We start from the raw sequence: 22099 nt of genomic DNA on the forward strand, positions 1-22099 counted from the left end.
CCCATCGAGCCGCCGACCAAGACCGAGCCGCCCATCGAGCCGCCGACCAAGACCGAGCCGCCCATCGAGCCGCCGACGGAGACCGAGCCGCCCACGTCGCCACCGACCCGCCCGCACACCGAGCACCCGAAGCCGCCCTCCCTCGCCGAAACCGGCGGTGGGGAGGAGGCGCTCGCGGCCTCGGGTATCGCCGCATTGCTGTTGGCGAGCGGCGCCATCCTGTACCGACGGGGCCGCGCCGCGTCTCGTCGGTAGTGCTCCGTTCCGGGTGCCGGGCGCATCGCGTCCGGCACCCGAGTTCGTTCTGGCCGACCCTGCCGAAGTTCGACCGGTGCGATCCGCCCGTACGGCCCGTGAGCGGCCCATGACTCACCCGTGAGGGTGGTCGGGGTGTGCGTAGGGATAGGGCTCAACTGACTGATTGGCATACATATGACTGATCAGTGGAGCGGACGAAGGAGCAGCCATGGCCGCACAACGGTGGCGCAGAAGATGGCCCGCGTACGTGGTGGCCGGCATTGTCGCGTCGGCCGCACTGGTGCCGGGGCCGGGACACGCCCTGGGCGCCGAGCCGGGAGAGGCCCCCGCGACGCCGATGGCGACGGCCACCAGCGAACCGCCCGCACCGCTCGCCCCGCTTCCCCCGTTCGGCGCCTACCTCAACTACGACGTCCGCGGCGTGGCCCTGACGGCCGGACTCAGCCGATGGCTGGGGGGCACCCAACTGCGCGTGGGACACACGTATCTGCCGGGTGACGTCTGGAGCAACATCGAGGGCGCACCCCGCTTCCTCGACGACTGGGCGGCCTGGCGCCGGGAGAAGGCCGACCGGATCCTTGTCCTCAACGTGCCCATGCTGGAGCGAAACGAGGAGGGTGTCTCCGATGCCGAGGTGCGCGTCCTGCTGCGCCGGGGCGCGGCCGGGGAGTTCGACGCGCACTACCGCCAGCTGGCCGCGGGGCTGGTCGCGTTGGGGGTGCCGGACACCGTCCTCGTGCTCGGCTGGGAGATGAACGGCGCGACGTACACCCACCGGTGCGGACCGGATCCTCAGGCCTGGAAGACGTACTGGAACAGGATCGTCACCACCATGCGCTCGGTGCCGGGGCAGAGGTTCCGGTTCGACTTCACGCCGAGCCGAGGGCTCGATGCCGTGCCCTGGACGGAGTGTTATCCGGGGGACGACACGGTCGACATCATCGGCATGGACACCTACGACCAGCCGCAGGGGATGTCCTTCGACGGGCAGGTGACGGAGCCGTACGGTCTGCAGAAACACGTGGACTTCGCGAAGGAGCACGGCAAGCCCATCTCGTATCCGGAGTGGGGCCTGTTCCGCAACGGCGACAACGCGGAGTACATGCGGCGCATGCTCGCCTGGATCGACCAGCACAAGCCGCTCTACAACACGCTCACCGACTACTGCCCGCACGGTGTGTGGCAGTGCCGGCAGAACTCGAGGGCGGCCGAGGTGTACCGGTCCGCGCTCTACGGCCGTACCGGGACCGTGCCGATGCCCGTGCTCACTCCCGTGCCGACGCCCGTGCTCAGTCCCGTGCCAACGCCCCGGCCCACGCCGGTGCCGCCGCCGCGCCCGGGCTGTTCTCCGCTGAGCCTGGGCGACTGGGTCGAGCACTGGCTCCGCGGAAAGCTGTGCGTCCGTTTCGACTGGTGGTCGCGCACCCGGTGACCCGCTGCCCTGACGGCGGCCGGGGGCTCACGTCCTGGTGCCGTTCCGCTCCTTCCACCCGCGTACGACCTCCCTGGCCCGGCTGCGTACGGCGACGTGGCAGGCGACCGCCGACAGCAGCGGGGCGGTGCGCCGTCGGGCCAGCAGCAACCGCTGGTTGACCACGGGCTCGGGGCGCCAGCGGAGCTTGTACGGCTCGTCGCCGCGCAGCAGGCTGAGCGTGCCGTGCTCCCCGGTGGCGGCGTACCGGGCGCAGACGTCCAGCAGCATCACGGCGATGTCCGCCCTCCGCTCACGCAGCAGCGGATGGGCGCCGTACAGATAGCAGCCCGCCAGGCGCGGGGACAGCAGCGTCAGGTCGACGGCCACCACCTCGCCGTCCAGCAGGAACTCGGTGACCACGGCGTCGCCAGAGCGCACCAGCGGGACGACCGCGCGCACGAGGTGTGCGGCGAACCTCTCCCGAAGGTGTTCCGGCGTCACCCCGCGGCCCTGCCACTGCAACCGGTGCAGCGCGAGGAGTCGCCGTAGCGCCGCGCCCGCTTCGTCGGGGGACGTGGTCCGGTGCGCCACGCCCAGCGCGGCGAGTTTGCGCAGCTTGGCCCGCACCTGCCGGGCCTTCGCCGTCGGCAGCCGGGTCGTCAGCTCCTCCATCGGCACGGCGGGCAGGTCCAGGCAGAGCGAGTCGCGTACCCGGCGGCGTGGTCCCCGCCACTGCGCGCAGACGCGCTCGACCGCGGCGCTCGGCCGTACCTCGCGGAAGTCGATCAGCGCGGTACGGGCGGACGCCGACAGGGCCTCGGCCAGCGCGGCCGCCGCCCGGTCGGCGTACTCGTCGTCGAGCAGCACGTCCCCGAAGTCGGAGATCGGCACGCCCAGCGGGACGAGCCGGGGCAGCGGGCGCACGATCCGCATCAGCGGCGCGACTGCGCGGAGTTCGCCACCTTCTCCGCGTTCATCGCTGTCGCGCACCAGCACCAGTCGCAGTCGGCCGGGTCTGCCGTACGACGTCCACCACGAGTGCAGCCAGGCGTGGCTCTGGAACGGGGTTGCCGCAGCGCACCTGCGGTACAGCCGTTCCCAGGCCGGGGCCAGTGCGGCGAACTCCCGCTCGTCCGTGCACAGTTCGGTCCGTAGGGTGCCCGCGCAGGCCGGCAGTACCCCGCTCACGGCTGTCCGTGGGCGTCGGCTGCGGTGGCCGGAGCAGGTACGACGGCCGGGCGTGTGCCGTCGGCGGTGGTGCGCCGCGGGCGGACCAGCAGCGCGAGGCCGCCCAGCAGGCCGCCCGCGCTCGCGCCCACCAGAGAGGTCAGCGCCGCAGACGCCGAGGACGGCTCGGTGGGCTTGACGGCGCGGGAGAACTGCTGGAGTCCGACATGTGTGGCGTCCTTGGCGTGGTTGGCGTGCCGGGTCAGCGCGCCGGTGACCGCGTTGGCCATGTCGACGGCGAGATCGGCGCGCGCTGCGGTGGCCGTCACGGCGACCATCGGAGCGTCCGGTGAGGTCGCCGCCCGCACGTTGTCGCGCAGTGTCTTCACCGGCACGTCCGCCTTCACCTGGGCGTCCCCGAGCACCGCGAGCTGCGTGGCGACCCGGCCGTAGGCCTGGGCGAAGCCGAGCGCCGCCTGCGGGTCCGATTTCTCGGTCGGTACGGCGACGACGTACGCCGTGGCCGAGTAGGCGGGCGGCGTGAGCGCGCCGTACGCGCCCCCGGCAAGGGCTCCGGCGAGAGAGCCGGCCGCGATCAGGGACCATGCCGGCAGCGTCCTCAGACGCCGGAACACCGGGCTCCGACGGGTCGCGGAGGCCGGGGACGACGAGGATCCTGCCGTGGACATCGTGGAGGTCATCGGATGGTCGCTTCCAGGGGTGAGGGAGACGAGCGGGAGACGGCGGCCGCGTACACGGCCATCAGCTGTGCGCTGCTGCGCGTGATGCAGTAGTGGCGGGCTGCCGCGGAGGCCGGGCGGCTCGGCGGGTGCGACCGCCCGGCCTCGGTCAGGGCGCGCGTTTCGGTCAGGGCGCGGGCGAAGGCGTCCGCGCCGCCCCGTACCCGGCGGGCCCCGGCGGCGAGGCGTGGCGGCAGGTCCTCGACGGCCGGACAGGAGGCGTACAGCACCGGCAGCCCCGCCGCCAGGCCCTCCACGACGGCAAGCCCGAACGCCTCCTCCGGGCTCGGTGAGGCGAGCACGTCCATCGCGGAGGTCAGTGACGGCAGATCGGGGCCGGGGGTGCCGTCGGGCGCGTAAGGCCGCTCGCCCGTGAACAGCACCCGGTCGGCCACCCCGGCCCGTTGGGCGGTGCGCCGCAGCATGCTCTCCTGAGGGCCGCCGCCGACCAGCAACAGCCGGAAGCCGCCGGGGAGCCGGGCGAGCGCGTCGACCAGGACGTCGAACCGCTTGCCCGAAGTCAGCCGGCCGATGCCGCCGATGACGTACGCGTCCTCCGGCAGCCCCAGCCGGCGGCGGGTGCGTTCGCGGACGATCGGGTCGAAGCGGAAGCGGGCCACGTCGATGCCGTTGGGCACGATCCTGATGCGCGGCTCGGGGACGCCCCACCGCCGGAGCCGGTCGGCCACCGCGGCGGAGACCGCGACCGTGACGCGGCCCAGCCGCTCGCCGGCCAGGTACAGCGCGCGCACGCCGGTGCTCAGGTCCCGGCCTTCCATCTGTGTGCCGCCGAGGGAGTGTTCGGTGGCCACCACGGCCGTCACGCCTGCCAGGCGCGCGGCGATCCTGCCGTACACGCAGGCCCGGTAGAGGTGGGTGTGCACGAGGTCGTAGCCGCCGGTCCTGATCAGACGGACCAGGCGGGGCAGGGCGGACAGATCGCGGTTGCCGGTCATGCCCAGGTGGACGACGCGGACGCCGTCCGCCCTCAGGCCGTCGGCGACCGCACCGGGGTTGGTGAGCGTCACGACGTCGCAGTCGACGGGCAGGTGGCGCAGCAGCAGCCGGAGTTGCTGTTCCGCGCCGCCGACGCCCAGACCGGTGATGACGTGCAGGGCCTTCAACTCGGGTACCGCCAAGGCTCACACCCCCTCGACGGGACGGCGCAGTGGGGGCAGCCGATGCAGCAGGTGTTTGAGGTGCAGCCGCCAGGCCGTGTCGCGCTCGCCGACGTGGACGCGGGGCAGGGCGAGGAGGCCGGTCAGGTCGCCGGGATCGACGGCGCAGGCGTAGGTGTAGCCGGCCGCCCGTACGGCGTCGACGGCGCGTTGGTCGATCTTCCCGTACGGGTAGCAGAAGCCGTGGACGGGAGTACCGGCCACTTCGGAGAGCAGGGCTCTGCTGTCGCTCACCTCGGCGTGCAACAGCGCGTCGTCGGCCCGGGTCAGGTCCACGTGCGTGAGGCCGTGCGAGCCGATCTCGACGCCCTCGGCGGCGGCGCGCCGGATGCCTGCCGCCGACAGCAGAGGCCTGCGCGGGCCGAGCGGGTCCCAGGCGTTGTCGCCGCCCAGCCTGCCCGGCAGCACGAACAGGGTCGCGCTACAGCCGTGGCGACGCAGCAGCGGCAGGGCATGCGCGACGAAGTCGGCGTACCCGTCGTCGAAGGTCAGCCCCACCAGGTCCTGGCCCGCGCCCCGGGCGCGCGCGGCGAGCAACTCGCGCACACCGACGCCGCGCAGACCCCGGCGGCGCAGCCAGCCGAGCTGCCGGTCCAGGCGGTGGGGCGAGACGGTGACGCGGTACGGGTCGTGGGAGCAGTAGCCGACGGAGTGGTACATCGCCACCCACGGAGGTGGGCCGGGTCTTCGCGGGCGAGTGTCGGGTGCGGGGCCTGTGGAAGGTGCGGGGTCAGCGGACACGGGCATGGGGAATCCTCCGGGGGGCGTTACGGAGTACGGGGATGAGGCCCTGCTCGCCCGGAGTGCGGGCGAGCAGGAGGAAGGCGACGGTCACCGTCGCGCCGCCGGCCGCGAGACCGAGGGCGGGGGAGTCGATGCGGCTCGCGCAGAACGCGCCCACGCCACCGGCGACGACCGCCGCGCGCAGCGGCCTGCCCATCCGGGCCAGCACCTGCCGGGTGCGGATCGGCACGCTGCACCTCTCCATGCCGTGCAGCAGGAGCAGGGCGGTGAGGGTGATGCCGGCGGCGTTGGCCGCGGCGATCCCCAGCACGCCCCACGAGCCGACCGTTGCCGCGCCGATCCACGACGTGACGACGACCCCGGCGGTCATGGCGGCCACCGGGTACCACGTGGGCCGCCCCGCGGAGAAGTACGACCGGACGAGCGCACCGACCAGCGCGTGGCCGAGCAGCCCGAGCGCGTACACGCGCATGACGGCGGCGGCGGCCGCGGTGTCCTGCGCGGTGAACGCGCCTCGCTGGAACAGGAGATGGACGAGCTGCGGGCCACACGCGACAACGGCCGCGGTGCCGAGCAGCACGACGTACGACACCACCGCGAGGTCGCGTTCGACGCGATCGCGGGCCCGCTCGGTGTCGCCCTCGACGAGTGCCTGCGCCACGACCGGAAAGGTGACCGTGCACAGCATCAGCGCCAGCACCATCGGCATCTGGGCCACCTTCTGGGCGTAGTTCAGGTGAGAGATGGCTCCGGAGGGAAGGGTGGAGCCCAGGAAGCGCTCGACGAGGACCTGGGACTGGCGGCACAGGGCGAAGAGCCCAGCGGTGCCGATGAGGGCGAGGCCCATGGCGTGCCGGGACGCCGCCGTCTCCGCCGGTGTTGTGGGCGCCGTCTCTCCTCGGCGCAACTGCCTCAGCAGGAACGGAAGTTGGGTGACGACCATGAGCGCTCCGCCCGCCGCGACGCCGACCGCCGCCGCCCGTACACCCCAGCGCGCGCCGAGGAGGAGCATCGCCGAGATGATGGCGGTGTTGTAGGCGACGTAGATGACCGCGGGCGCGACGAAACGGTGGTGCGCGCGCAGGACCGCGCTGCAGTAACCGGCGAGGCCGAAGGTCAGGACGCAGGTGCCGGTCAGCCGGGTGCAGTCCACCGCGAACTGCGGGTTCGCCAGTCCCGGCGCCAGCACCTCGACCAGGTACGGCGCCCCGCACACGAGCAGCACCGACACGACGGCGAAGGCCAGCGTCAGACGGGGCAGCGTGCTGCGGACCAGGGCGCGCACCGGGTCGCCCGTGCCCTCCCGGACGCGGCGGGCCAGGGCCGCGCTGAACGCCGGTACGAGGGCGAAGGCCAACCCGTCCTCGATCAGCAGCGTCGCCGCGAACTCCGGCACGGTCCAGGCGACCAGGAAGGCGTCCGTCTCGCTCCCGGCCCCGAAGAGCTGGGCCAGCACCAGGTCCCGGCCGAGGCCCAGCAGGGCACCGGCCAGGGAGAGGGCAACGGTGACGAGGGCGGCCCTGGCGAGGAAGCTCTGGGAGACGTACCTGGTGACGCCGGTGTCCGGGCGTTCGGTGCCTGGGCAGGCCGGGCGGACCGTGGCGTCCCCGGCTCGTGGTGGGGTGACCGTCATCGTGCCGCAGCCTCCTCGAAGACGGCCGGGTCGGGACTTGCCAGCGCCCACCACGCCGTCAGCCCGAGGCAGACGGCGGTGAGGACGGTCGAGGGTCCGCCGATGTCGGAGTACGCGAAGTTGATCAGATGCCAGACCAGCAGGCCGCAGGCGACGAGCGCGCAGTCGAGGCCGGGGGCCCGTGCTCTCCGGGCGCGGGCCAGTTTCCCCAGCACCAGCACCAGCAGCGCCAGCCAGCTCCCCGCCAGCGTCAGCAGTCCGATGAGTCCCTGCTCGCCGAGCACCAGCAGGTACATGCTGTGCGGCGACAGCAGCGGCTGCTTCCGGTACGCCGCACCCGCGCCCTCGGTGTCGCTGCCCGACGACAGCGCCAGCGAGGCGTGCCCGTCGCGGTGGTCGGGGAAGCCCTTGAGGCCGACTCCCGTCAGCGGCCGCTCGTGCCACATGCCGGCGGCCGCCGCCCACAGGGCGTACCGGTCGGACACCGACTGGTCGGGTGCGTCGGCGACCTGCCCGATGCTGCTGAGCCTGTCCTGAAGCAGCGCGGAGCCGACACCGAACCCGCCGACGAGGATCACGGCGACGGCAGCCACGACCGCGCCCACCCCGACCGCACGCCTGAGGCCTGCCAGCACGAGCTGCGCCGTACAGGCCAGGGTCGTCGCGATCCACGCGCCCCGGCTGAAGGACACCGCCAGCGGTACCACCAGCAGCGCCGCGCACACCACGGCCCACACCTGCTGCCGGACGGGCGCGGGCCCGAGCGCCAGCCCCACCGCGCACACCAGCCCGCAGGCGACCACGGTCGCCATCGCCATGATGTCGCCGGGGCCGAAGGTGCCGACGGCACGGATCTCCCGGCCCATGTAAGAGGCGCCGGTCCCGGTCGCGTACTGGTGCACCCCAACGGCCCCCTGCCACAACGCGAGCCCCACCATCGACCAGGCCAGCAGCCGGACGTCGCGCCGGTCGCGGACCAGCAGCAGGACGGCGGCCGGGACGAGGACGAAGATCTGCAGACAGCGCGCGAAACCCGTGACCGCCGCGCCCGCCACCCCGGCTCCCACCGCCGCGACCGTGACCCCGACGACGGGCAGGCCCAGCACCACGGCGGCGGTGCGCGACAGGGGGCGCCGCCGGTGCCGCAGGAGACGTACCGCACAGCACAGCACGACGACGCCGGAGGCGGCGTCGGCGGGGGTCGCGCCGCCCTCGCCGCCCGGCGCGACGGGCAGCGCGAGCAGGGCGATCACCGCGACCGCGGGCAGGACCGGTGTCAGCCCGCGCGCGGCGGGCACAGCGCATGTACGACTCACCGGTGTTCAGCTCCCTGTCGGCCGGACGAGCGCGGCGGCCGTGCGCAGCAGGATGCAGACGTCCTGCCACAGCGACCAGTCGTCGATGTACGCGTTGTCGAACCGGGCGCGGTCCTCGATGGAGGTGTCGCCGCGCAGCCCGTGGATCTGGGCGAGCCCCGTGAGGCCGGTCCGCATGCGGTGGCGGGCGGCGTAACCGGGGTAGGACTGGCTGAACACAGCGACGAAGTAGGGCCGTTCGGGGCGCGGTCCGACCAGGGTCATGTCGCCCCGGAAGACGTTCCACAGCTGGGGCAGCTCGTCGAGTGAGGTGCGGCGAAGGAAGCGGCAGAAGCGGCTCATGCGCCGTTCGTCCGCCACGCTCCAGCGGGTCGCGGCCTCATGCGGGTCGGCCGGTCGATGGGTGCGGAACTTCAGCAGTGTGAACGGGCGGCCGTCCTTGCCGACGCGCTCCTGGCGGAAGACGACCCGCGGCCCGTCGCTGATCCGCAGCACGATCGCGCAGACGAGCAGCAGCGGGCCGGACAGGAGGAGAAGCGCCCCGGAGACCAGGACGTCGAGGGCACGCTTGGCGGGGCTGCCGGGGCGTCGGCCGGCATCCAGGCGGCGGCAGGAGAAGCCGGCGATCCGCTCGCGCGGGGCCCGGCAGCGGTCCGTGCGCCCGGCCTCGTCGTACACGGTGCTCCCTGCCCGGTCGTACGCCTCTGCGGCCGCGTCGACCTCCCAGAGCTCGCAGCCCGCATCCGACAACTCCCGCAGCAGCGCGCCGTGTTCGCCCGTGGCGCCCACGATGAGCACGGCCCGGACGCTGTTCTGGATGACGGCCCGCTGTACCTCCTCGGCGGTGCTGAGCACCGGCAGTCCCTCACCACCGGCCGCGTCGTCGGCGAGGACGCCCACGGGCCTGAGGCCGCATCCGGGGTGGCGCAGGAAAGCGGCGGCCACGCGCTGGGCGGTGGCGGCCGGGCCGGCCACGAGGGTCGCGGCGGGGTGACGGACCAGCGCCCGGCGGCGGCACCAGTGCACCGCGCCGCGGCCCGCCCCACTCGCCACCGCCTGCAGGACGCAGCCGGTCAGCAACGTGCGGGCGGACAGGGTGTACGCCGGGGAGAGCGCCGCGACCAGGGCCGCGAGCGCGCACCAGCTCACGGCGATTCGGGCGCAGACGGCTGGGAGTTCGTCGAGGACGGCGGGCATGGCGGCGGGACGGTACAGCGCCGCCCGGGCGTTCAGGCAGAGGACGGCGAGAAGCAGCAGTGGCGCGGTCAGCAGGGGAAGCGGGACTGCGAGGGCGGCGGTGAGCGCGGCGGCCGCGTCCGCCGCGAGCAGGGGCAGCCCGGGGGCGCGCCGCGCCGCGGTCCGCTGTGCGGCGGGAAGCCGCAGGCCGTCGGCGGCTGCGCGCGGGAGGATGACCGAGACGGGAGGGTGTCCGTGCTCCGGTGGCCGGCCGCCGGGAGGAGGGAGGGTACGTTCAGCGGTCATGAGCGGATGCGCTCCCTGCACTCGGTGTGTTCCGCGCGGTGGGCCACCCTGCCCCCGGCGTCGAGGAGTTCGCGGTAGAGGTCCGCGACCGCCTCGGCCGAGTGCCGCACGTCGTGCGCGGTCAGTACATGGCGGCGCCCCTGGTGGCCGAGCGACTCGCGCAGCGACGGATCGAGCAGCGTCCTGGTGAGCGCGTCGGCCAGCGGGCGCGGCCGGCCGGCGGGCACCAGACCGTGCGCCCGGTGACCGGGCGGCAGGCTCTCGCGCGCTCCGGCCACGTCCGTGACCACCACGGCACGCCCGCACGCCATCGCCTCCAGCGGCGCCAGCGCCATGCCCTCCCAGCGGGACGGCAGCACGACCAGGTCGGCGGCCTGGTACCAGGGGACGGGATCGGCAACGGCCCCGGCGAACAGCACTCCCTCGGGCGCTTGGTGCCGCAGCCCTCGCTCCTGCGGCCCGTCCCCGACGAGCGCCAGCCGGGCCCCGGGCACTCGACGCAGCACCGAAGACCACGCCTCGAGCAGCACGTCCTGCCCCTTCTGCCGGCACAGGCGCCCCACGCAGACCACCAGCAAGGCGGCCGGATCGAGGCCGGCGAGCGGCGCGAGGGCGGCGCGTACGGTGTCGGCGGCGGCGGGGCGGAAGCGAGCCGGGTCGATGCCGTTGGGGATCACCCGCCAGTGGGCGCGCACCCCGGCCCGCAGGCCCCTGAGGCGCTCTGCCTCGCTGACGCACACCACGCGGGCGGCCCATCGCACCCCCCACTGCTCCCACATCGTGGCGACCGCCCTCGTGACCCCGCCGACCGCCTCGAACGACCAGGCGTGCGGCTGGAACACGGTCGGGATGCGTCCCCGTACCGTCAGCCGGGCGGCGAGCCCGGCCTTGGCGCTGTGCGCGTGCAGCACATCGGGCCGGATCTCCTCGACGACACGCGTGAGTCGGCGTACCTCACCGGGAAGCGACGGTCCCGGCGCCCGTGTGGCGGGCCAGTGCCGTACGCCCGCGCCGAGTTCCCGCAGTGCCTGCCCGAGGCCGCCGTCGGGGCACGCGACCGTGACGTCGAAACCGGCCGCCCGCTGCGCGCGTACCAGCTCGGTCACGACGCCGGCGACACCACCGTCCACCGGCTGGGTGACGTGGAGGACGTGCGGCGCGGCACCCCGTTGGGCGGTGCCGCGCGATGCTCCGGAAGGCCGGCCGGTCATCACCGGGCGGAACGACCCGGACGGCGGCGGTCCCGCCCCGACGGGCCGTCGGGCAGGGGGATCCCCGTGCGTGTCGTCAAGCAAAGTCCCTGGGAGAGACGCATGACCGGCGTTGCCCTTTCACAGGAAATATCAGGATTCCGATGGGATCGGCGCGTCACTTTAACCCGGCATTTGAGATGTATCGCGCAAGCTGAGCAGGCATGTTGCGCTCGGGTGATCCGGCGCCGGCGTCCCGTTTGGCCGTGCTTCTTCGCGGGGCGTCCTCCACGGTTGCGGCGGTTTGCGGTCGCGGACTTTGCGCCGAACGTGGATTGAGTGGGTGGGCCTCCCGATGTGCCCCCTGACCAGCGACGACGCAGCTCATTCGACAAAGCTGTTGTTACTTAGAGCATCCAAGCAGTTGCAGAGGGGAGTCATCCGTTTCACGGTGGACGCAAGACCCTGCGCACATCTGCGAAAGGAACCTCCATGCCCGCTTTGTCTGGACGGCGCATCGCTTCGTCCGCACTCTGCGCCGCGTTTCTGCTCGGCGTCACGGCCCCCGCCGCCCTGGCGGCCGACACGGCGCACGACCACACCCACGAGGCAGCGCCCCTCGCCAATGCGGAAGTCCTCCGTGGGCAGGTCAAGCAGCTGAACGATCTCAGCACCATGACGACCCGGGTCACCGCGCTGGTGGACGCCGTGGTCAACGCCGACAATGGCCAGCTTTCCGCCACGGAAGCGACCAGGCTCGGCGGCGCCGCCAAGGCCGCCATCACCACAGCCGCCGCCACCATGGCCTCGACGACCTCCGCCACTCCTGCGGCGCCGAATGCCCCGACGGCGTCGGCGAGCCCGGCGGCCGTGCCGCCGTCACTGGCGGTCGGCCCGGCGCGTGCCGACGCGAAGGTGCCCGCCGACGCCGTGAGCGACGCGCTCGCCGCCCTGCAGAACGCCCTCCAGAAGGTGCTTGAGGCCGCCACGTCCGGTGACCCGACCAGCGTGCTCCCCGCGGCCACGGAAGTGGTGGGAGCTCTCGGGGGCGCCGTCCTCGCCATCCTCGGCCAGTTGAATCTGCCTCTCCCCAGCCTGCCCGTCCCGCTGCCTTCCTGACGGTGGGTGGCCGCGCCTGAGGCGAAGCAGGCACACGGCCCGGACGTCGTACCGGCCCTGCGGCGGGCCGGTACGACGTCCGTTTTTCGGCGGCAGGATCAGTCTTTCCCCTGTTCATGCGAGGATGAGAAAGGCGGATAAGACATGCCCTTCATTCGGGTGAGCTTCCGTGTGAGCCGCCGGAATTTTCTGTGTTCGGGGTTTCCGTTGCGCTTGGGGCTCGTTGGGGACGGTGAAGCAATTTCCCCTGGTGACTTTCGAGTTGCCGCAGAAAGGAACACGATGAAGTCTCTGAAGGCTGCCGCCGTCGTAGTCGGGTCCCTGATCGTGGCCGGTGCCGCCACCCCCGCCTTCGCTCTCGACGGTTCGGACCTCAGCGCCACCGCCGTCACCGGAACGGTGGACAAGCTCGCGAACCGGGTCGACGACCGGGTGGAGAAGTACCAGCCGGAGCTGCTCAACACGGAGAGCAACGGTGTCGTGTCCAGGACCGCCAAGGGTGCGAACAGCACCCTCAACCAGGCAGCCCACGGTCAGCTGAGGACGGACGCCCTGTCTCTGTAGGGCTGAGCCGTACCTCCACGCTCTTTCGCCTCAGGCGGTCGCTCGGACTTATCCCGGGCTTCCTGTCGGGCTTTTTGTCTCAGGCGCATGCCGACGTCTCCGGGCCGATTCCGCCTCGTGCGGGATCGGCCCGGAGACCGTGTGCCGCATGGCGACCGGCAAACCGTTCCGTGCGTTCACGGTGACGCGTTCAGGTGCGTCGAGCCAGTGCCTCTCCGGATGAAGAGGAAATAGACATTGCCACACACCAAACCACCCCGGCCGCCGACAGGGGACACCGCGGCCGACTCCATGAGCCCTGCGGCCGGGGCGCCCGCCGTTCACCACGCCAAGCCCACGGGACGGCGGCGGGTGGTGCTGGGATTGTTCGCGTCGGCGGTCGGGGCGGCGCTTTCGCCGGCTCTGGTGGCGTCGGGTTCGGCCGGGCCGGAGAAGGTGCGGTTCGACGAGACGTATCGCGGGCGTCGCATCGTCGGCTCCCGGCACGGCTCCGGGCGGCTCGGGGGCGGCGGCTCCCCCGCATGGCACGTCACAGTGGACGGCAGGCCGCTGCACCTGATGCGCCGGGCGGACGGCAGTTGGGTGACCGTGGTCGAGCATTACAGGTCGTATCCGACTCCGCTGGCCGCCGCGCGTGCGGCCGTCGACGAACTCGGCCCGGCCGAACGGCTGCGCGCGCCGGACCACGGGCACGGCCGTACGAACGGCACCGGTATGCCGAGCGGGGACGAGGGAGCCAGGAGGGGGCATCACAGTGGTGTACACGCGTAAGGACGTCAGCACGCTCACCCGGTCCGAGCGGCGCCGGTTCGTCAACGCGCTGCTTGAGCTCAAACGGCGCGGTGAGTACGACGAGTTCGTGCGCACGCACATCGAGTACTACACCTCCGACGGTGAGGCCGGCCTGCGCGCTGCCCACATGGCTCCCTCCTTCCTGCCCTGGCACCGCATGCTCCTGCTGGACCTGGAGCGTGCGCTGCGCCGCGTGGACGAGTCGGTCACCGTGCCGTACTGGGACTGGACGAGCAACCGCACCCCGACGGCCGTGCCGTGGACCGAGGACCTGCTCGGCGGCACCGGGCGGCGTTCCGACCGGCAGGTCATGACCGGCCCCTTCGCCTACCGCAACGGCAAGTGGACGATCAAGGTGGGGATCACGGACACCGAGTACCTCACCCGCGATCTGGGCCGCACCCGGGACCCGATCACGCTGCCCACGACCGACGATGTGGAAGCGGTCCTCGACGAGCCCGTCTACGACACGGTGCCCTGGAACTCCACGTCCACCAAAGGGTTCCGTAACAAGCTGGAGGGCTGGGGGCCCGGGCGGGGCCCCACTTCGTGGCGTACCCACAACCGGGTCCACCGCTGGGTCGGCGGCCACATGGTGGGCGGCGCGTCCGTCAACGACCCCGTCTTCTGGATGCACCACGCCTTCGTCGACCTCCTCTGGTCCCGCTGGCAACGACGGCACCGGGGCGCCCGCTATCTCCCCGCGAAGCCGCTCGCCCGGGGCGACGCCCAGCGGGGCCGGGTCGTCGCGCGGCACGAGAAGATGCCGCCGTGGGACGTCACACCGGACGAGGCGGAGGACCACAGCCGGATCTACCGGTACGCGTAGCCCGTACGGGCCGCGTGCGGGGAGCGTTGCGCGTATGCCGAGGTCTTCCGAGGCCTGCGCCTCAGTGGGGCGAGAGGAGTCGCACGGGCGAACCGGCCAGGTAGGCCTCGATGTTCTCGACCGCCTGGCCGTAGTACGTCGCGTAGTTGGCCTGGGACACGTAGCCGAGATGCGGGGTGGCGAGCAGGCGGGGGGCCGTGCGCATCGGGTGGTCGGCGGGGAGGGGCTCGGTGTCGAAGACGTCGACTCCGGCGCCGGCGATGCGGCCCTCGGTGAGGGCGGCGAGGAGGGCGTCCTGGTCGACGATCGCGGCGCGCGAGGTGTTGACCAGGTAGGCGGTCGGCTTGAGGAGGGCGAGTTCGGCGGGGCCGAGCAGGCCGCGGGTGCGGTCGCCGAGCGCGAGGTGGACCGAGACGAAGTCGGCGGTGGTGAGGAGGTCGGGCAGGGAGGGGGCGAGTTCGACGCCCACCTCGTCCGCCCGCTCCTTGGTGAGGTTCTGGCTCCACGCGCCGACCCGCATGCCGAAGGCGAGGCCGACCTGGGCCACCCGGCTGCCGATCTTGCCGAGGCCGAGCAGTCCGAGGCGGCGGCCGTGCAGGTCGGCGCCGACCGTCTGCTGCCAAGGGCCGCCGGAGCGCAGGGCGTTGTTCTCCTCGACGATCCCGCGGGCGAGGCCGAGCAGCAGGGCCCAGGTCAGTTCGACGGGCGGGGTGGAGGAGCTGGCCGTACCGCAGACGGTGACGCCGTGGGCCTCGGCGGCGGCGTAGTCGATGACCGAGTTGCGCATGCCGGAGGCGACGAGCAGTTTCAGCCGGGGCAGACGGGTGAACAACGAGGCCGGGAACGGCACGCGTTCGCGCAGGGTGACCACGATGTCGACGTCGGCGAGGGCCGCGGCGAGGGCGTCCTCGTCGGCGAGGTGCTCGCGCAGCGCCACGACCTCCACCTCCTCCTCGACCGCCGACCAGTCGGCCGACCGGGCCGCCGCCCCCTGGAAGTCGTCCAGCACCGCACAGCGAAGTCGCACGTCGTCTTTCCCCTCTCGCCTCTCGTCGGTGACGTGACGGTACACGCGTGAGGGGAAGAGGCCGGATTCAGGAGTCGTCGTCGGCGTCGTCAGGCAGGTCGTCGCGGTCGCCCTCGGCCTGGGACGGCGTCGGGTGGTCCGGAGTGGGCTCGTCGGCCGTGTTCCGGGTGTCGGGGGCGTCGGGCTCGCCCTCGGCCTGGGAGGGGGTGTGGTCGCTCATGAGCGTGACTCCTGGGGTGCGGTCCGGTCGTCGGTCTGGTCGTCGGTCCGGTCGTCGGTCTGGCGGAAGGTCTCCGTGATCTGTCGCACGCGCAGCTGTTCCAGCGTGTCCAGCTGCCGATGGGCGCGTTCGAGCAGGTTGTCGAGCTGTGCGGGGTCGAGGCGGGGGTCGGCGTCGGACAGCCGGCGCAGCGTCCGCCAGCCGGCGGCCTTCCCTTCGACGCCCAGGCGCAGCAGCTCAAGCTCCAGCATGGGGGTGAGCGGGGAACGGCGGACGAGCCGCCCGTTGGCCTTGAGTCGGCCCGCTCGCTCGGCCAGCCGGCCCGCGACGATCTTGTAGCGGCGTACGGGGACGTCGAGAGACCGCATGATCTGCAGCAGGCTCGCCCTGTCCTCGGCTATCTCTTCGGCGACCGGCCGTACCGTGTCGGCGAGCTCGAGGTCCCGCTCGGACTCGGCGTCGGCCAGCATCCGGGCCCGGTCCACGCCGAGGGTGGAACCGGCGAGGTGATCGTTGAGATAGATGCCGAGCAGGTTTGTGTCGGTTCGGCTCCGGTGGTCGTCCATGACACCTCTCCCTCTGCGCTCGGTGGCGCGTCGGCGACGTCCGGCGTCGGCCGAGTACCCCGAAGGGGCCGGTCACACTGCGCGGCACGGTGACGGCGCCGTCTCGAGTCGCATCCCGCGACGGGGAGGGCGGGGCTGCGGAGTTCGCGACTCCGCAGGCAGCGGGGCTCCACCGTCGTGTGCGTGGCTGCCGCCGCATCGGGCACGCGGTGTGGGGAATCACGGCGCGGAGCGCGTATGTACGCCCGCCCGCCGTGGACGGCACCGACGAAAGGGAAGCAGCCTTGCAGCCCGAGCACGACGAGTCCGCACCGCAGATCGTCTCCGAACCCGCACCGCCCTACGACTCCGACAAGCAGCAGCGCCCCGGCCTGGAGGCCGACATGCGCACCGCGCCGCGCTACCGGGCGGGCCGGTATCGCGCCTGCGGAAAACTGGAGGGGAAGGCCGCCCTGATCACGGGTGGTGATTCCGGCATCGGACGGGCGGTCGCCCTGTTGTACGCGCGGGAGGGCGCGGATGTCGCCCTCGTGTACCTGCCGGACGAGCAGGTGGACGCGGAGCAGGTACGGCGTGAGGTGGAGGAGCAGGGCCGGCGCTGCCTGCTGCTGCCCGGCGACCTCACGGACCCGGCGTTCTGCCGCGAAGCCGTCGAGCGGACCGCGGCCGAACTCGGCGGGCCGAACGTCCTGGTGAGCAATGCCGCGTATCTCAACACCAAGCTGGAGCTGGAGCAGCTGACGGCCGAGGACTTCGACCGGACGTTCAAGACCAACGTCTACGCGTACTTCCACCTGGTCATGGCGGCACTGCCGCACTTCCGGCCCGGCGACGCGGTCATCGCCACCGCGACGGAGGAAGCCCTCAAGGGCAGTACGACGATGATCGACTACGCGGCGTCCAAGGCCGCGTTGGTCACCCTGAACAAGTCGCTCGCCAGTCACCTGGCCCAACGGGGCGTGCGCGCCAACGTGGTGGCACCGGGGCCGACCTGGACGCCGCTCAACGAGGCGGACCAGAACATGCCGCCGGACGGCCTGGCCCACATCGGCAGCGAAGCACCACTGGGCCGAGCGGCCCAGCCCGAGGAGATCGCACCGACGTACGTCTACCTCGCCTCCGACGCCGACTCCAGCTACACGGTCGGCGAGGTGATCGCCGTGACCGGCGGTATCGCCGACACCAGGTGAGACACAGGGAGCCCAGGGCCGACCACGTTTTTCGAGTTCGTGTCGGGGTTACTCAGGTCAGCACGCGCAGGATGGCGAGAGCGAGGAGAGCCGGATGAGTGGACGCGTCTTCCGCCGGGCCCTGGTGACCGGCGGAGCCGGATTCGTGGGATCGCACCTGTGCAGGCGGCTGCTCGCCACAGGTGCCGATGTCGTATGCCTCGACAACCTGGCCACCGGCTCCCGCGCCAACGTGGCGGACCTGCAGCAACACGACGGTTTCCGCTTCGTGCGGGCCGACGCCACCGATCCCGCGGCCTGGCGCACGCTGCCCGGCCGTTTCGACCTGGTCCTGCACTTCGCCTGCCCGGCCTCGCCCGCCGACTATCTGCGGCTGCCGCTGGAGACCCTCGCCGTCGGCAGCGACGGCACCCGTCACGCGCTGGAGCGCGCCCGCCGCGACGACGCCCGCTTCGTCCTCGCCTCCACCTCCGAGGTGTACGGCGATCCGCTGGAGCATCCGCAGACGGAGACGTACTGGGGCAACGTCAACCCGGTCGGCCCGCGCAGCGTCTACGACGAGTCCAAGCGCTTCGGCGAGGCCCTGGTCACCGCCCACCGGGGGGTGCACGGCACCGACGCGGCCATCGTCCGCATCTTCAACACCTACGGCCCGCGCATGCGTGGCGGCGACGGCCGCGCCGTGCCCACGTTCATCGCCCAGGCACTGGACGGGGCACCGCTGACCGTCGCCGGCGACGGCAGTCAGACGCGCTCGCTGTGCTACGTCGACGACACGGTCGACGGCATCCTCGCCCTGGCGGCCTCCGACGAGCCGGGGCCCGTGAACATCGGCGGCGTCGAGGAGATCACGATGCTCGAACTCGCCCGCCGCATCGTCGATCTCGCCGGTTCGGCCTCCCGTATCCGGTTCATCGAACGCCCGGTCGACGATCCCGCCCGGCGCCGGCCCGACACCCGCCTCGCGCGGGAACGGCTCGGCTGGCAGCAGCGGGTCGACTGGAACGCGGGCCTGGCCCGCACGATCGACTGGTTCACCCGGTCCGTGGCCGCCTGATACGAGCATTCTTCGACCCTGGCAGTCAGCGCTTCCGTTCCAGGGTGTGTGACCCTGCGCGCCTGAGCGGCTTCGTACAGTCAAAATAAGTGGCTATTTGTACCGAGTTGTCTCCAAGTGTTTGAGACAGCCGCGGCGGCGGCACTCGCGAAGCCGGAAGCGTGAACCCAGAAGCCTCCGGGATGGAGCGACCCCTCATGCGCATCCTTGGTATCAACGCCCTGTTCCATGACCCGGCTGCCGCGCTGCTGGTGGACGGCCGGACGGTCGCCGCGGCGGAGGAGGAGCGTTTCAGTCGTCGCAAGCACGGCAAGCGGCCGGTGCCGTTCTCGGCGTGGGAGCTGCCGGAGCTGTCGGCCCGCTGGTGTCTGGAGCGGGCCGGCGTGCGGGCGGAGGAGCTGGACGCGGTCGCCTACTCCTTCGATCCGAAGCTGGCCCGGCCCGCGGGGGAGATGGGGCTGGACGATCCATGGGATCCGCTGCGGCTGGAGTACGCGCGGCGGGCTCCGGAGTTTCTGGCGGAGACGCTGCCGGGGCTGGATGCGGAGCGGGTGGTGTTCGTGCCGCATCACGTGGCGCACGCCGCCTCCGCCGCGCCTGCCTCGCCGTATCCGGACAGTGCGGTGCTGGTGCTGGACGGGCGGGGTGAGGCGGCCTCGCATCTGGCGGGCCGGTACCGGGAGGGCAAGCTGGATGTGCTGGCGGCGCAGGCGCTGCCCGATTCGCTGGGGCTGCTGTATGAGGAGCTCACCGAGCATCTCGGCTTCCTGCGCAGCAGCGACGAGTACAAGGTGATGGCGCTCGCCTCTTATGGCACGCCGCGTTTCCTGCCGCAGCTGCGGCAGGACGTGCATGCCACCGGCGGCGGCGGTTTTCGCGCGCACGGCGTGGACTGGGCGGCTCTGGCCCCGCCCCGCGCCCCGGGCGAGGACTGGACCCAGGTCCATGCCGATCTGGCGGCCAGTGCTCAGGCGGTGCTGGAGGAGGTGCTGCTGGAGCTGGTGCACTGGCTGCACCGGGAGGCCGGGGGCGAGGCGCTGGCGATGGCGGGCGGGGTGGCCCTGAACTGTGTCGCCAACTCGAAGATCGCCGCGCGGGGTCCGTACCGGCACGTGTGGGTGCAGCCCGCCGCCGGGGACGCCGGGACCGCGCTGGGCGGCGCCCTGCACGTGGCCGGGCAGGACGAGCGGCCGCTGCCCATGCCGGGCGCGGACCTCGGGCGGGGCTGGAGCGATGAGCAGCTGCGGGTCTGGCTGGAGGAGGCCGCCGTGCCGTTCGAGCGGCCCGACGATGTGGCCGAGGCGGTGGCCGAGGAGCTGGCGCGGGACGGGGTGGTGGCGTGGTTCCAGGGGCGGAGTGAGTTCGGGCCGCGGGCTCTTGGACATCGGTCGTTGCTGGCGCATCCGGGGCGGGCGGAGAACCTGGAGCGGCTGAATCGGGTCAAGGGCCGTGAGGAGTTCCGGCCGGTGGCGCCGATGGTGTTGGGGGAGCGGGCCGGTGAGCTGTTCGTGGGGCCGTTGCCGAGCCCGTACATGCTGTTCGTGCACGAGGTGGCGGGGGAGTGGCGTGAGCGGATTCCGGCCGTGGTGCACGTGGACGGGACGGCGCGGATCCAGACGGTGGAGGAGCGGCGGGAACCGCTCGTGGCGCGGATGCTGCGGGCCTTCGAGCGGCGGACCGGGCTGCCCGTGGTGGTCAACACCAGCCTGAACACCGCGGGGCGGCCGATGGTCGACGATCCGCGGGACGCGCTGGAGTGCTTCGGTTCCGCGCCGGTGGACCTGCTGGCGATCGGGCCGTACGTGGTGCGTCGGGGGCGCCGGGGGGAGGCGTTCGGATGACCGGCCCGAACGGTGCGACCCGCACCCACACCGCCTACGCCGTGGTCGTTCCGACGCTGGTGCGGGACACGCTGGCCGACTGTCTGGCCGCGCTGGTCGCCGCGACCGGCCCGAAGCCGGACGAGATCGTCCTGGTCGACGACCGGCCCGACCCCGATCCCGGGCGGTGGGAGCACCCGCTGAGCGTGCTGGGCGACCTGCGTGAGCGCACGATCGTGGTGGCGAGCGGCGGACGCGGACCCGCCGCCGCCCGCAACACCGGCCTGCGCGCCGTCACTTCGCCCTGGGTGGCCTTCCTCGATGACGACGTCCAGGTCGGCCCGCACTGGTGCGATCAGCTGGTCGAGGACCTGGCCGACACGAGCCCCGACACCGCCGGCGTGCAGGGCGTGATCGCCGTGCCGCTGCCCGGTGAGCGGCGCCCCACCGACTGGGAACGGGGCACCGCCGGTCTCGCGCAGGCCCGCTGGATCACCGCCGACATGGCCTACCGCACCGACGCGCTGAAGCAGGTCGGCGGCTTCGACGAGCGCTTCCGGCGGGCCTTCCGCGAGGACGCCGACCTCGCCCTGCGGGTCCTCGACGCGGGCTGGCGCATCCGGCAGGGCCGCCGCACCACCCGTCACCCCGTGCGCCCCGCCGACCGCTGGGTGTCCCTGCGTGCCCAGCGCGGCAACGCCGACGACGCCCTGATGCGGCATCTGCACGGGCCCGACTGGTGGCAGAAGGCCATCGCCCCGCGCGGCCGGCTGCGCACGCACCTCGCGGTCACCGCGGCCGGTGCCGCCGCGTGCGGGCTCGCCGTCGCCGGACGCCGCCGGGCCGCCGCGACGGCCGCGCTGGGCTGGGCCGTCGGCACCGGCGAGTTCGCCCGGGCGCGCATCGTGGCCGGGCCACGCACCCGGTACGAGGTGACCACCATGCTCGTGACCAGTGCGCTGATCCCGCCCGCGGCGACCTGGCACTGGCTGAACGGCCTGTGGCGGCACCGGCACGCCCCCGCCTGGCGGGAGGTGGCGCCATGAGCCGCGTCAACGCCGTGCTGTTCGACCGTGACGGCACCCTCGTCCACGACGTGCCCTACAACGGCGACCCCGACCGCGTCCGCCCCGTCGAGGGCGCCCGCGAGGCACTCGGCCTGCTGCGCTCGCGCGGCATCCGCACCGGCGTCATCACCAACCAGTCCGGCATCGCGCGCGGGCTGCTCACCGACGCCGACGTCCGCCGCGTCAACCATCGCGTCGACGACCTCCTCGGCCCCTTCGACGTGTGGGGCGTGTGCCCGCACGGCCCCGACGACGGCTGCCACTGCCGCAAACCCGAACCCGGCCTCATCCTGTGGGCGGCCGGACGCCTGTGCACGGCCCCCTCGGACTGCGTGGTGATCGGCGACATCGGCGGCGACGTCGAGGCCGCACGCCGGGCCGGCGCCCACGGCATCCTCGTCCCCACCCCGCAGACCCGCCCGGAGGAGACGGCAGCCGCGGACCATGTGGCCCCCGACGTCCTGACCGCCGTCCGGGCAGTGCTGAACGGGCCGCCGACGGGCCGGGTCCTGGCCGACGAACGGCCCATCGAGGCCGCCTACGACATGGGTGGGTGGCGGCGGTGAAGGCTCTGGTGGCGCGGTTGGACAGTTTCGGTGATGTGTTGCTGGCGGGGCCGGCGGTTCGGGCGGTGGCGGCCCGGGCGGAGTCGGTGACGGTGTTGTGCGGGCCGCGGGGTGCTCCTGCGGCCCGGTTGCTGCCGGGGGTGGACGACATCCTGGTGTG

Annotated in this window: 22 protein-coding genes and 1 pseudogene; 12 read left to right on the forward strand and 11 right to left on the reverse strand. The window is 72.9% G+C overall.

Annotation, left to right across the window (positions count from 1 at the left end):
- Together AC5P09_RS39580 and AC5P09_RS39585 are read left to right on the forward strand one after the other, a co-directional pair.
- Nucleotides 1-255 (forward strand): LPXTG cell wall anchor domain-containing protein (locus AC5P09_RS39580; protein WP_493878540.1); only part of this gene is annotated, 255 nt, incomplete at its 5' end.
- A 211-nt stretch (nucleotides 256-466) separates the two neighbouring features.
- Entirely contained in the window at nucleotides 467-1690 is a 1224-nt protein-coding gene (locus tag AC5P09_RS39585; RefSeq protein WP_493878541.1) for a glycoside hydrolase family 26 protein, read from the forward strand.
- A gap of 27 nt (nucleotides 1691-1717) precedes the next feature.
- On the opposite strand, the gene AC5P09_RS39590 is transcribed toward AC5P09_RS39585, so the two are convergent.
- The 8 genes from AC5P09_RS39590 to AC5P09_RS39625 are packed head-to-tail and all read right to left on the reverse strand — an operon-like array spanning nucleotide 1718 to nucleotide 11143.
- Nucleotides 1718-2860: a GNAT family N-acetyltransferase gene (locus AC5P09_RS39590; RefSeq protein ID WP_493878542.1), complete on the reverse strand. Its 1143-nt coding sequence runs from the start codon at nucleotides 2858-2860 to the stop codon at nucleotides 1718-1720.
- The gene (locus AC5P09_RS39595; RefSeq protein ID WP_493878543.1) at nucleotides 2857-3540 is read right to left on the reverse strand and encodes a lipopolysaccharide biosynthesis protein; all 684 of its coding nucleotides are present in this window, start codon (nucleotides 3538-3540) and stop codon (nucleotides 2857-2859) included. The genes AC5P09_RS39590 and AC5P09_RS39595 overlap by 4 nt, the downstream gene beginning before the upstream one ends.
- Nucleotides 3537-4703, reverse strand: a complete 1167-nt coding sequence (locus tag AC5P09_RS39600; RefSeq protein WP_493878561.1) for a glycosyltransferase — start codon at nucleotides 4701-4703, stop codon at nucleotides 3537-3539. Before AC5P09_RS39600 ends, AC5P09_RS39595 begins: the two co-directional genes overlap by 4 nt.
- A gap of 18 nt (nucleotides 4704-4721) precedes the next feature.
- Complete coding sequence (locus AC5P09_RS39605) at nucleotides 4722-5504, reverse strand: polysaccharide deacetylase family protein (RefSeq protein ID WP_493878544.1); 783 nt, start codon at nucleotides 5502-5504, stop codon at nucleotides 4722-4724.
- A complete protein-coding gene (gene murJ / locus AC5P09_RS39610) occupies nucleotides 5488-7134 on the reverse strand; it encodes a murein biosynthesis integral membrane protein MurJ (protein WP_493878545.1) in 1647 nt (548 codons plus the stop codon). Before murJ ends, AC5P09_RS39605 begins: the two co-directional genes overlap by 17 nt.
- Nucleotides 7131-8450 (reverse strand): O-antigen ligase family protein, encoded by a 1320-nt coding sequence (locus AC5P09_RS39615; protein WP_493878546.1) that lies wholly within the window; start codon nucleotides 8448-8450, stop codon nucleotides 7131-7133. The genes murJ and AC5P09_RS39615 overlap by 4 nt, the downstream gene beginning before the upstream one ends.
- A 6-nt stretch (nucleotides 8451-8456) precedes the next feature.
- Nucleotides 8457-9932 carry an exopolysaccharide biosynthesis polyprenyl glycosylphosphotransferase gene (locus AC5P09_RS39620; protein ID WP_493878547.1) on the reverse strand — a complete coding sequence of 492 codons (1476 nt, stop codon included), beginning with the start codon at nucleotides 9930-9932 and terminating at the stop codon, nucleotides 8457-8459.
- Nucleotides 9929-11143: a glycosyltransferase gene (locus AC5P09_RS39625; protein ID WP_493878548.1), complete on the reverse strand. Its 1215-nt coding sequence runs from the start codon at nucleotides 11141-11143 to the stop codon at nucleotides 9929-9931. Before AC5P09_RS39625 ends, AC5P09_RS39620 begins: the two co-directional genes overlap by 4 nt.
- 471 nt (nucleotides 11144-11614) lie before the next feature.
- On the opposite strand from AC5P09_RS39625, the gene AC5P09_RS39630 reads away from it, so the two are divergent.
- The 4 genes from AC5P09_RS39630 (at nucleotide 11615) to AC5P09_RS39645 (ending at nucleotide 14426) form a co-directional block, all read left to right on the forward strand.
- Nucleotides 11615-12241, forward strand: coding sequence for a hypothetical protein (locus AC5P09_RS39630; protein ID WP_493878549.1), 627 nt, complete (start codon nucleotides 11615-11617; stop codon nucleotides 12239-12241).
- A gap of 282 nt (nucleotides 12242-12523) precedes the next feature.
- Entirely contained in the window at nucleotides 12524-12805 is a 282-nt protein-coding gene (locus AC5P09_RS39635; protein ID WP_493878550.1) for a hypothetical protein, read from the forward strand.
- Nucleotides 12806-13096: 291 nt separating this feature from the next.
- On the forward strand, nucleotides 13097-13576 hold the full coding sequence (locus tag AC5P09_RS39640) for a tyrosinase family oxidase copper chaperone (RefSeq protein WP_493878551.1): 480 nt from the start codon (nucleotides 13097-13099) through the stop codon (nucleotides 13574-13576).
- Nucleotides 13560-14426: a tyrosinase family protein gene (locus AC5P09_RS39645; RefSeq protein ID WP_493878552.1), complete on the forward strand. Its 867-nt coding sequence runs from the start codon at nucleotides 13560-13562 to the stop codon at nucleotides 14424-14426. The genes AC5P09_RS39640 and AC5P09_RS39645 overlap by 17 nt, the downstream gene beginning before the upstream one ends.
- Before the next feature lie 61 nt (nucleotides 14427-14487).
- Here the strand turns inward: AC5P09_RS39645 and AC5P09_RS39650 are convergent, their stop codons facing one another.
- The 3 genes from AC5P09_RS39650 to AC5P09_RS39660 form a co-directional block, all read right to left on the reverse strand.
- Nucleotides 14488-15453: a D-2-hydroxyacid dehydrogenase family protein gene (locus tag AC5P09_RS39650; protein WP_493878553.1), complete on the reverse strand. Its 966-nt coding sequence runs from the start codon at nucleotides 15451-15453 to the stop codon at nucleotides 14488-14490.
- Nucleotides 15454-15520: 67 nt separating this feature from the next.
- Nucleotides 15521-15673, reverse strand: coding sequence for a hypothetical protein (locus AC5P09_RS39655; protein WP_493878554.1), 153 nt, complete (start codon nucleotides 15671-15673; stop codon nucleotides 15521-15523).
- Complete coding sequence (locus tag AC5P09_RS39660) at nucleotides 15670-16239, reverse strand: hypothetical protein (RefSeq protein WP_493878555.1); 570 nt, start codon at nucleotides 16237-16239, stop codon at nucleotides 15670-15672. The genes AC5P09_RS39655 and AC5P09_RS39660 overlap by 4 nt, the downstream gene beginning before the upstream one ends.
- 284 nt (nucleotides 16240-16523) lie before the next feature.
- Between AC5P09_RS39660 and AC5P09_RS39665 the strand changes: the two genes are divergently transcribed.
- The 6 genes and pseudogenes from AC5P09_RS39665 to AC5P09_RS39690 form a co-directional block, all read left to right on the forward strand.
- A complete protein-coding gene (locus AC5P09_RS39665; RefSeq protein ID WP_493878556.1) occupies nucleotides 16524-17429 on the forward strand; it encodes an SDR family oxidoreductase in 906 nt (301 codons plus the stop codon).
- Nucleotides 17430-17523: 94 nt separating this feature from the next.
- Nucleotides 17524-18486: a UDP-glucuronic acid decarboxylase family protein gene (locus AC5P09_RS39670; RefSeq protein WP_493878557.1), complete on the forward strand. Its 963-nt coding sequence runs from the start codon at nucleotides 17524-17526 to the stop codon at nucleotides 18484-18486.
- A gap of 197 nt (nucleotides 18487-18683) precedes the next feature.
- Entirely contained in the window at nucleotides 18684-20327 is a 1644-nt protein-coding gene (locus tag AC5P09_RS39675) for a carbamoyltransferase family protein (RefSeq protein WP_493878558.1), read from the forward strand.
- Nucleotides 20324-21352 (forward strand): glycosyltransferase family 2 protein, encoded by a 1029-nt coding sequence (locus AC5P09_RS39680; RefSeq protein WP_493878559.1) that lies wholly within the window; start codon nucleotides 20324-20326, stop codon nucleotides 21350-21352. Before AC5P09_RS39675 ends, AC5P09_RS39680 begins: the two co-directional genes overlap by 4 nt.
- Nucleotides 21349-21939 (forward strand): D-glycero-alpha-D-manno-heptose-1,7-bisphosphate 7-phosphatase, encoded by a 591-nt coding sequence (locus AC5P09_RS39685; RefSeq protein WP_493878560.1) that lies wholly within the window; start codon nucleotides 21349-21351, stop codon nucleotides 21937-21939. Before AC5P09_RS39680 ends, AC5P09_RS39685 begins: the two co-directional genes overlap by 4 nt.
- Nucleotides 21936-22099 (forward strand): annotated as a pseudogene (locus tag AC5P09_RS39690) (glycosyltransferase family 9 protein); the annotation flags it as partial. The gene AC5P09_RS39685 and the pseudogene AC5P09_RS39690, both read left to right, overlap by 4 nt.

It is taken from the genome of Streptomyces sp. a15 (assembly GCF_059026085.1).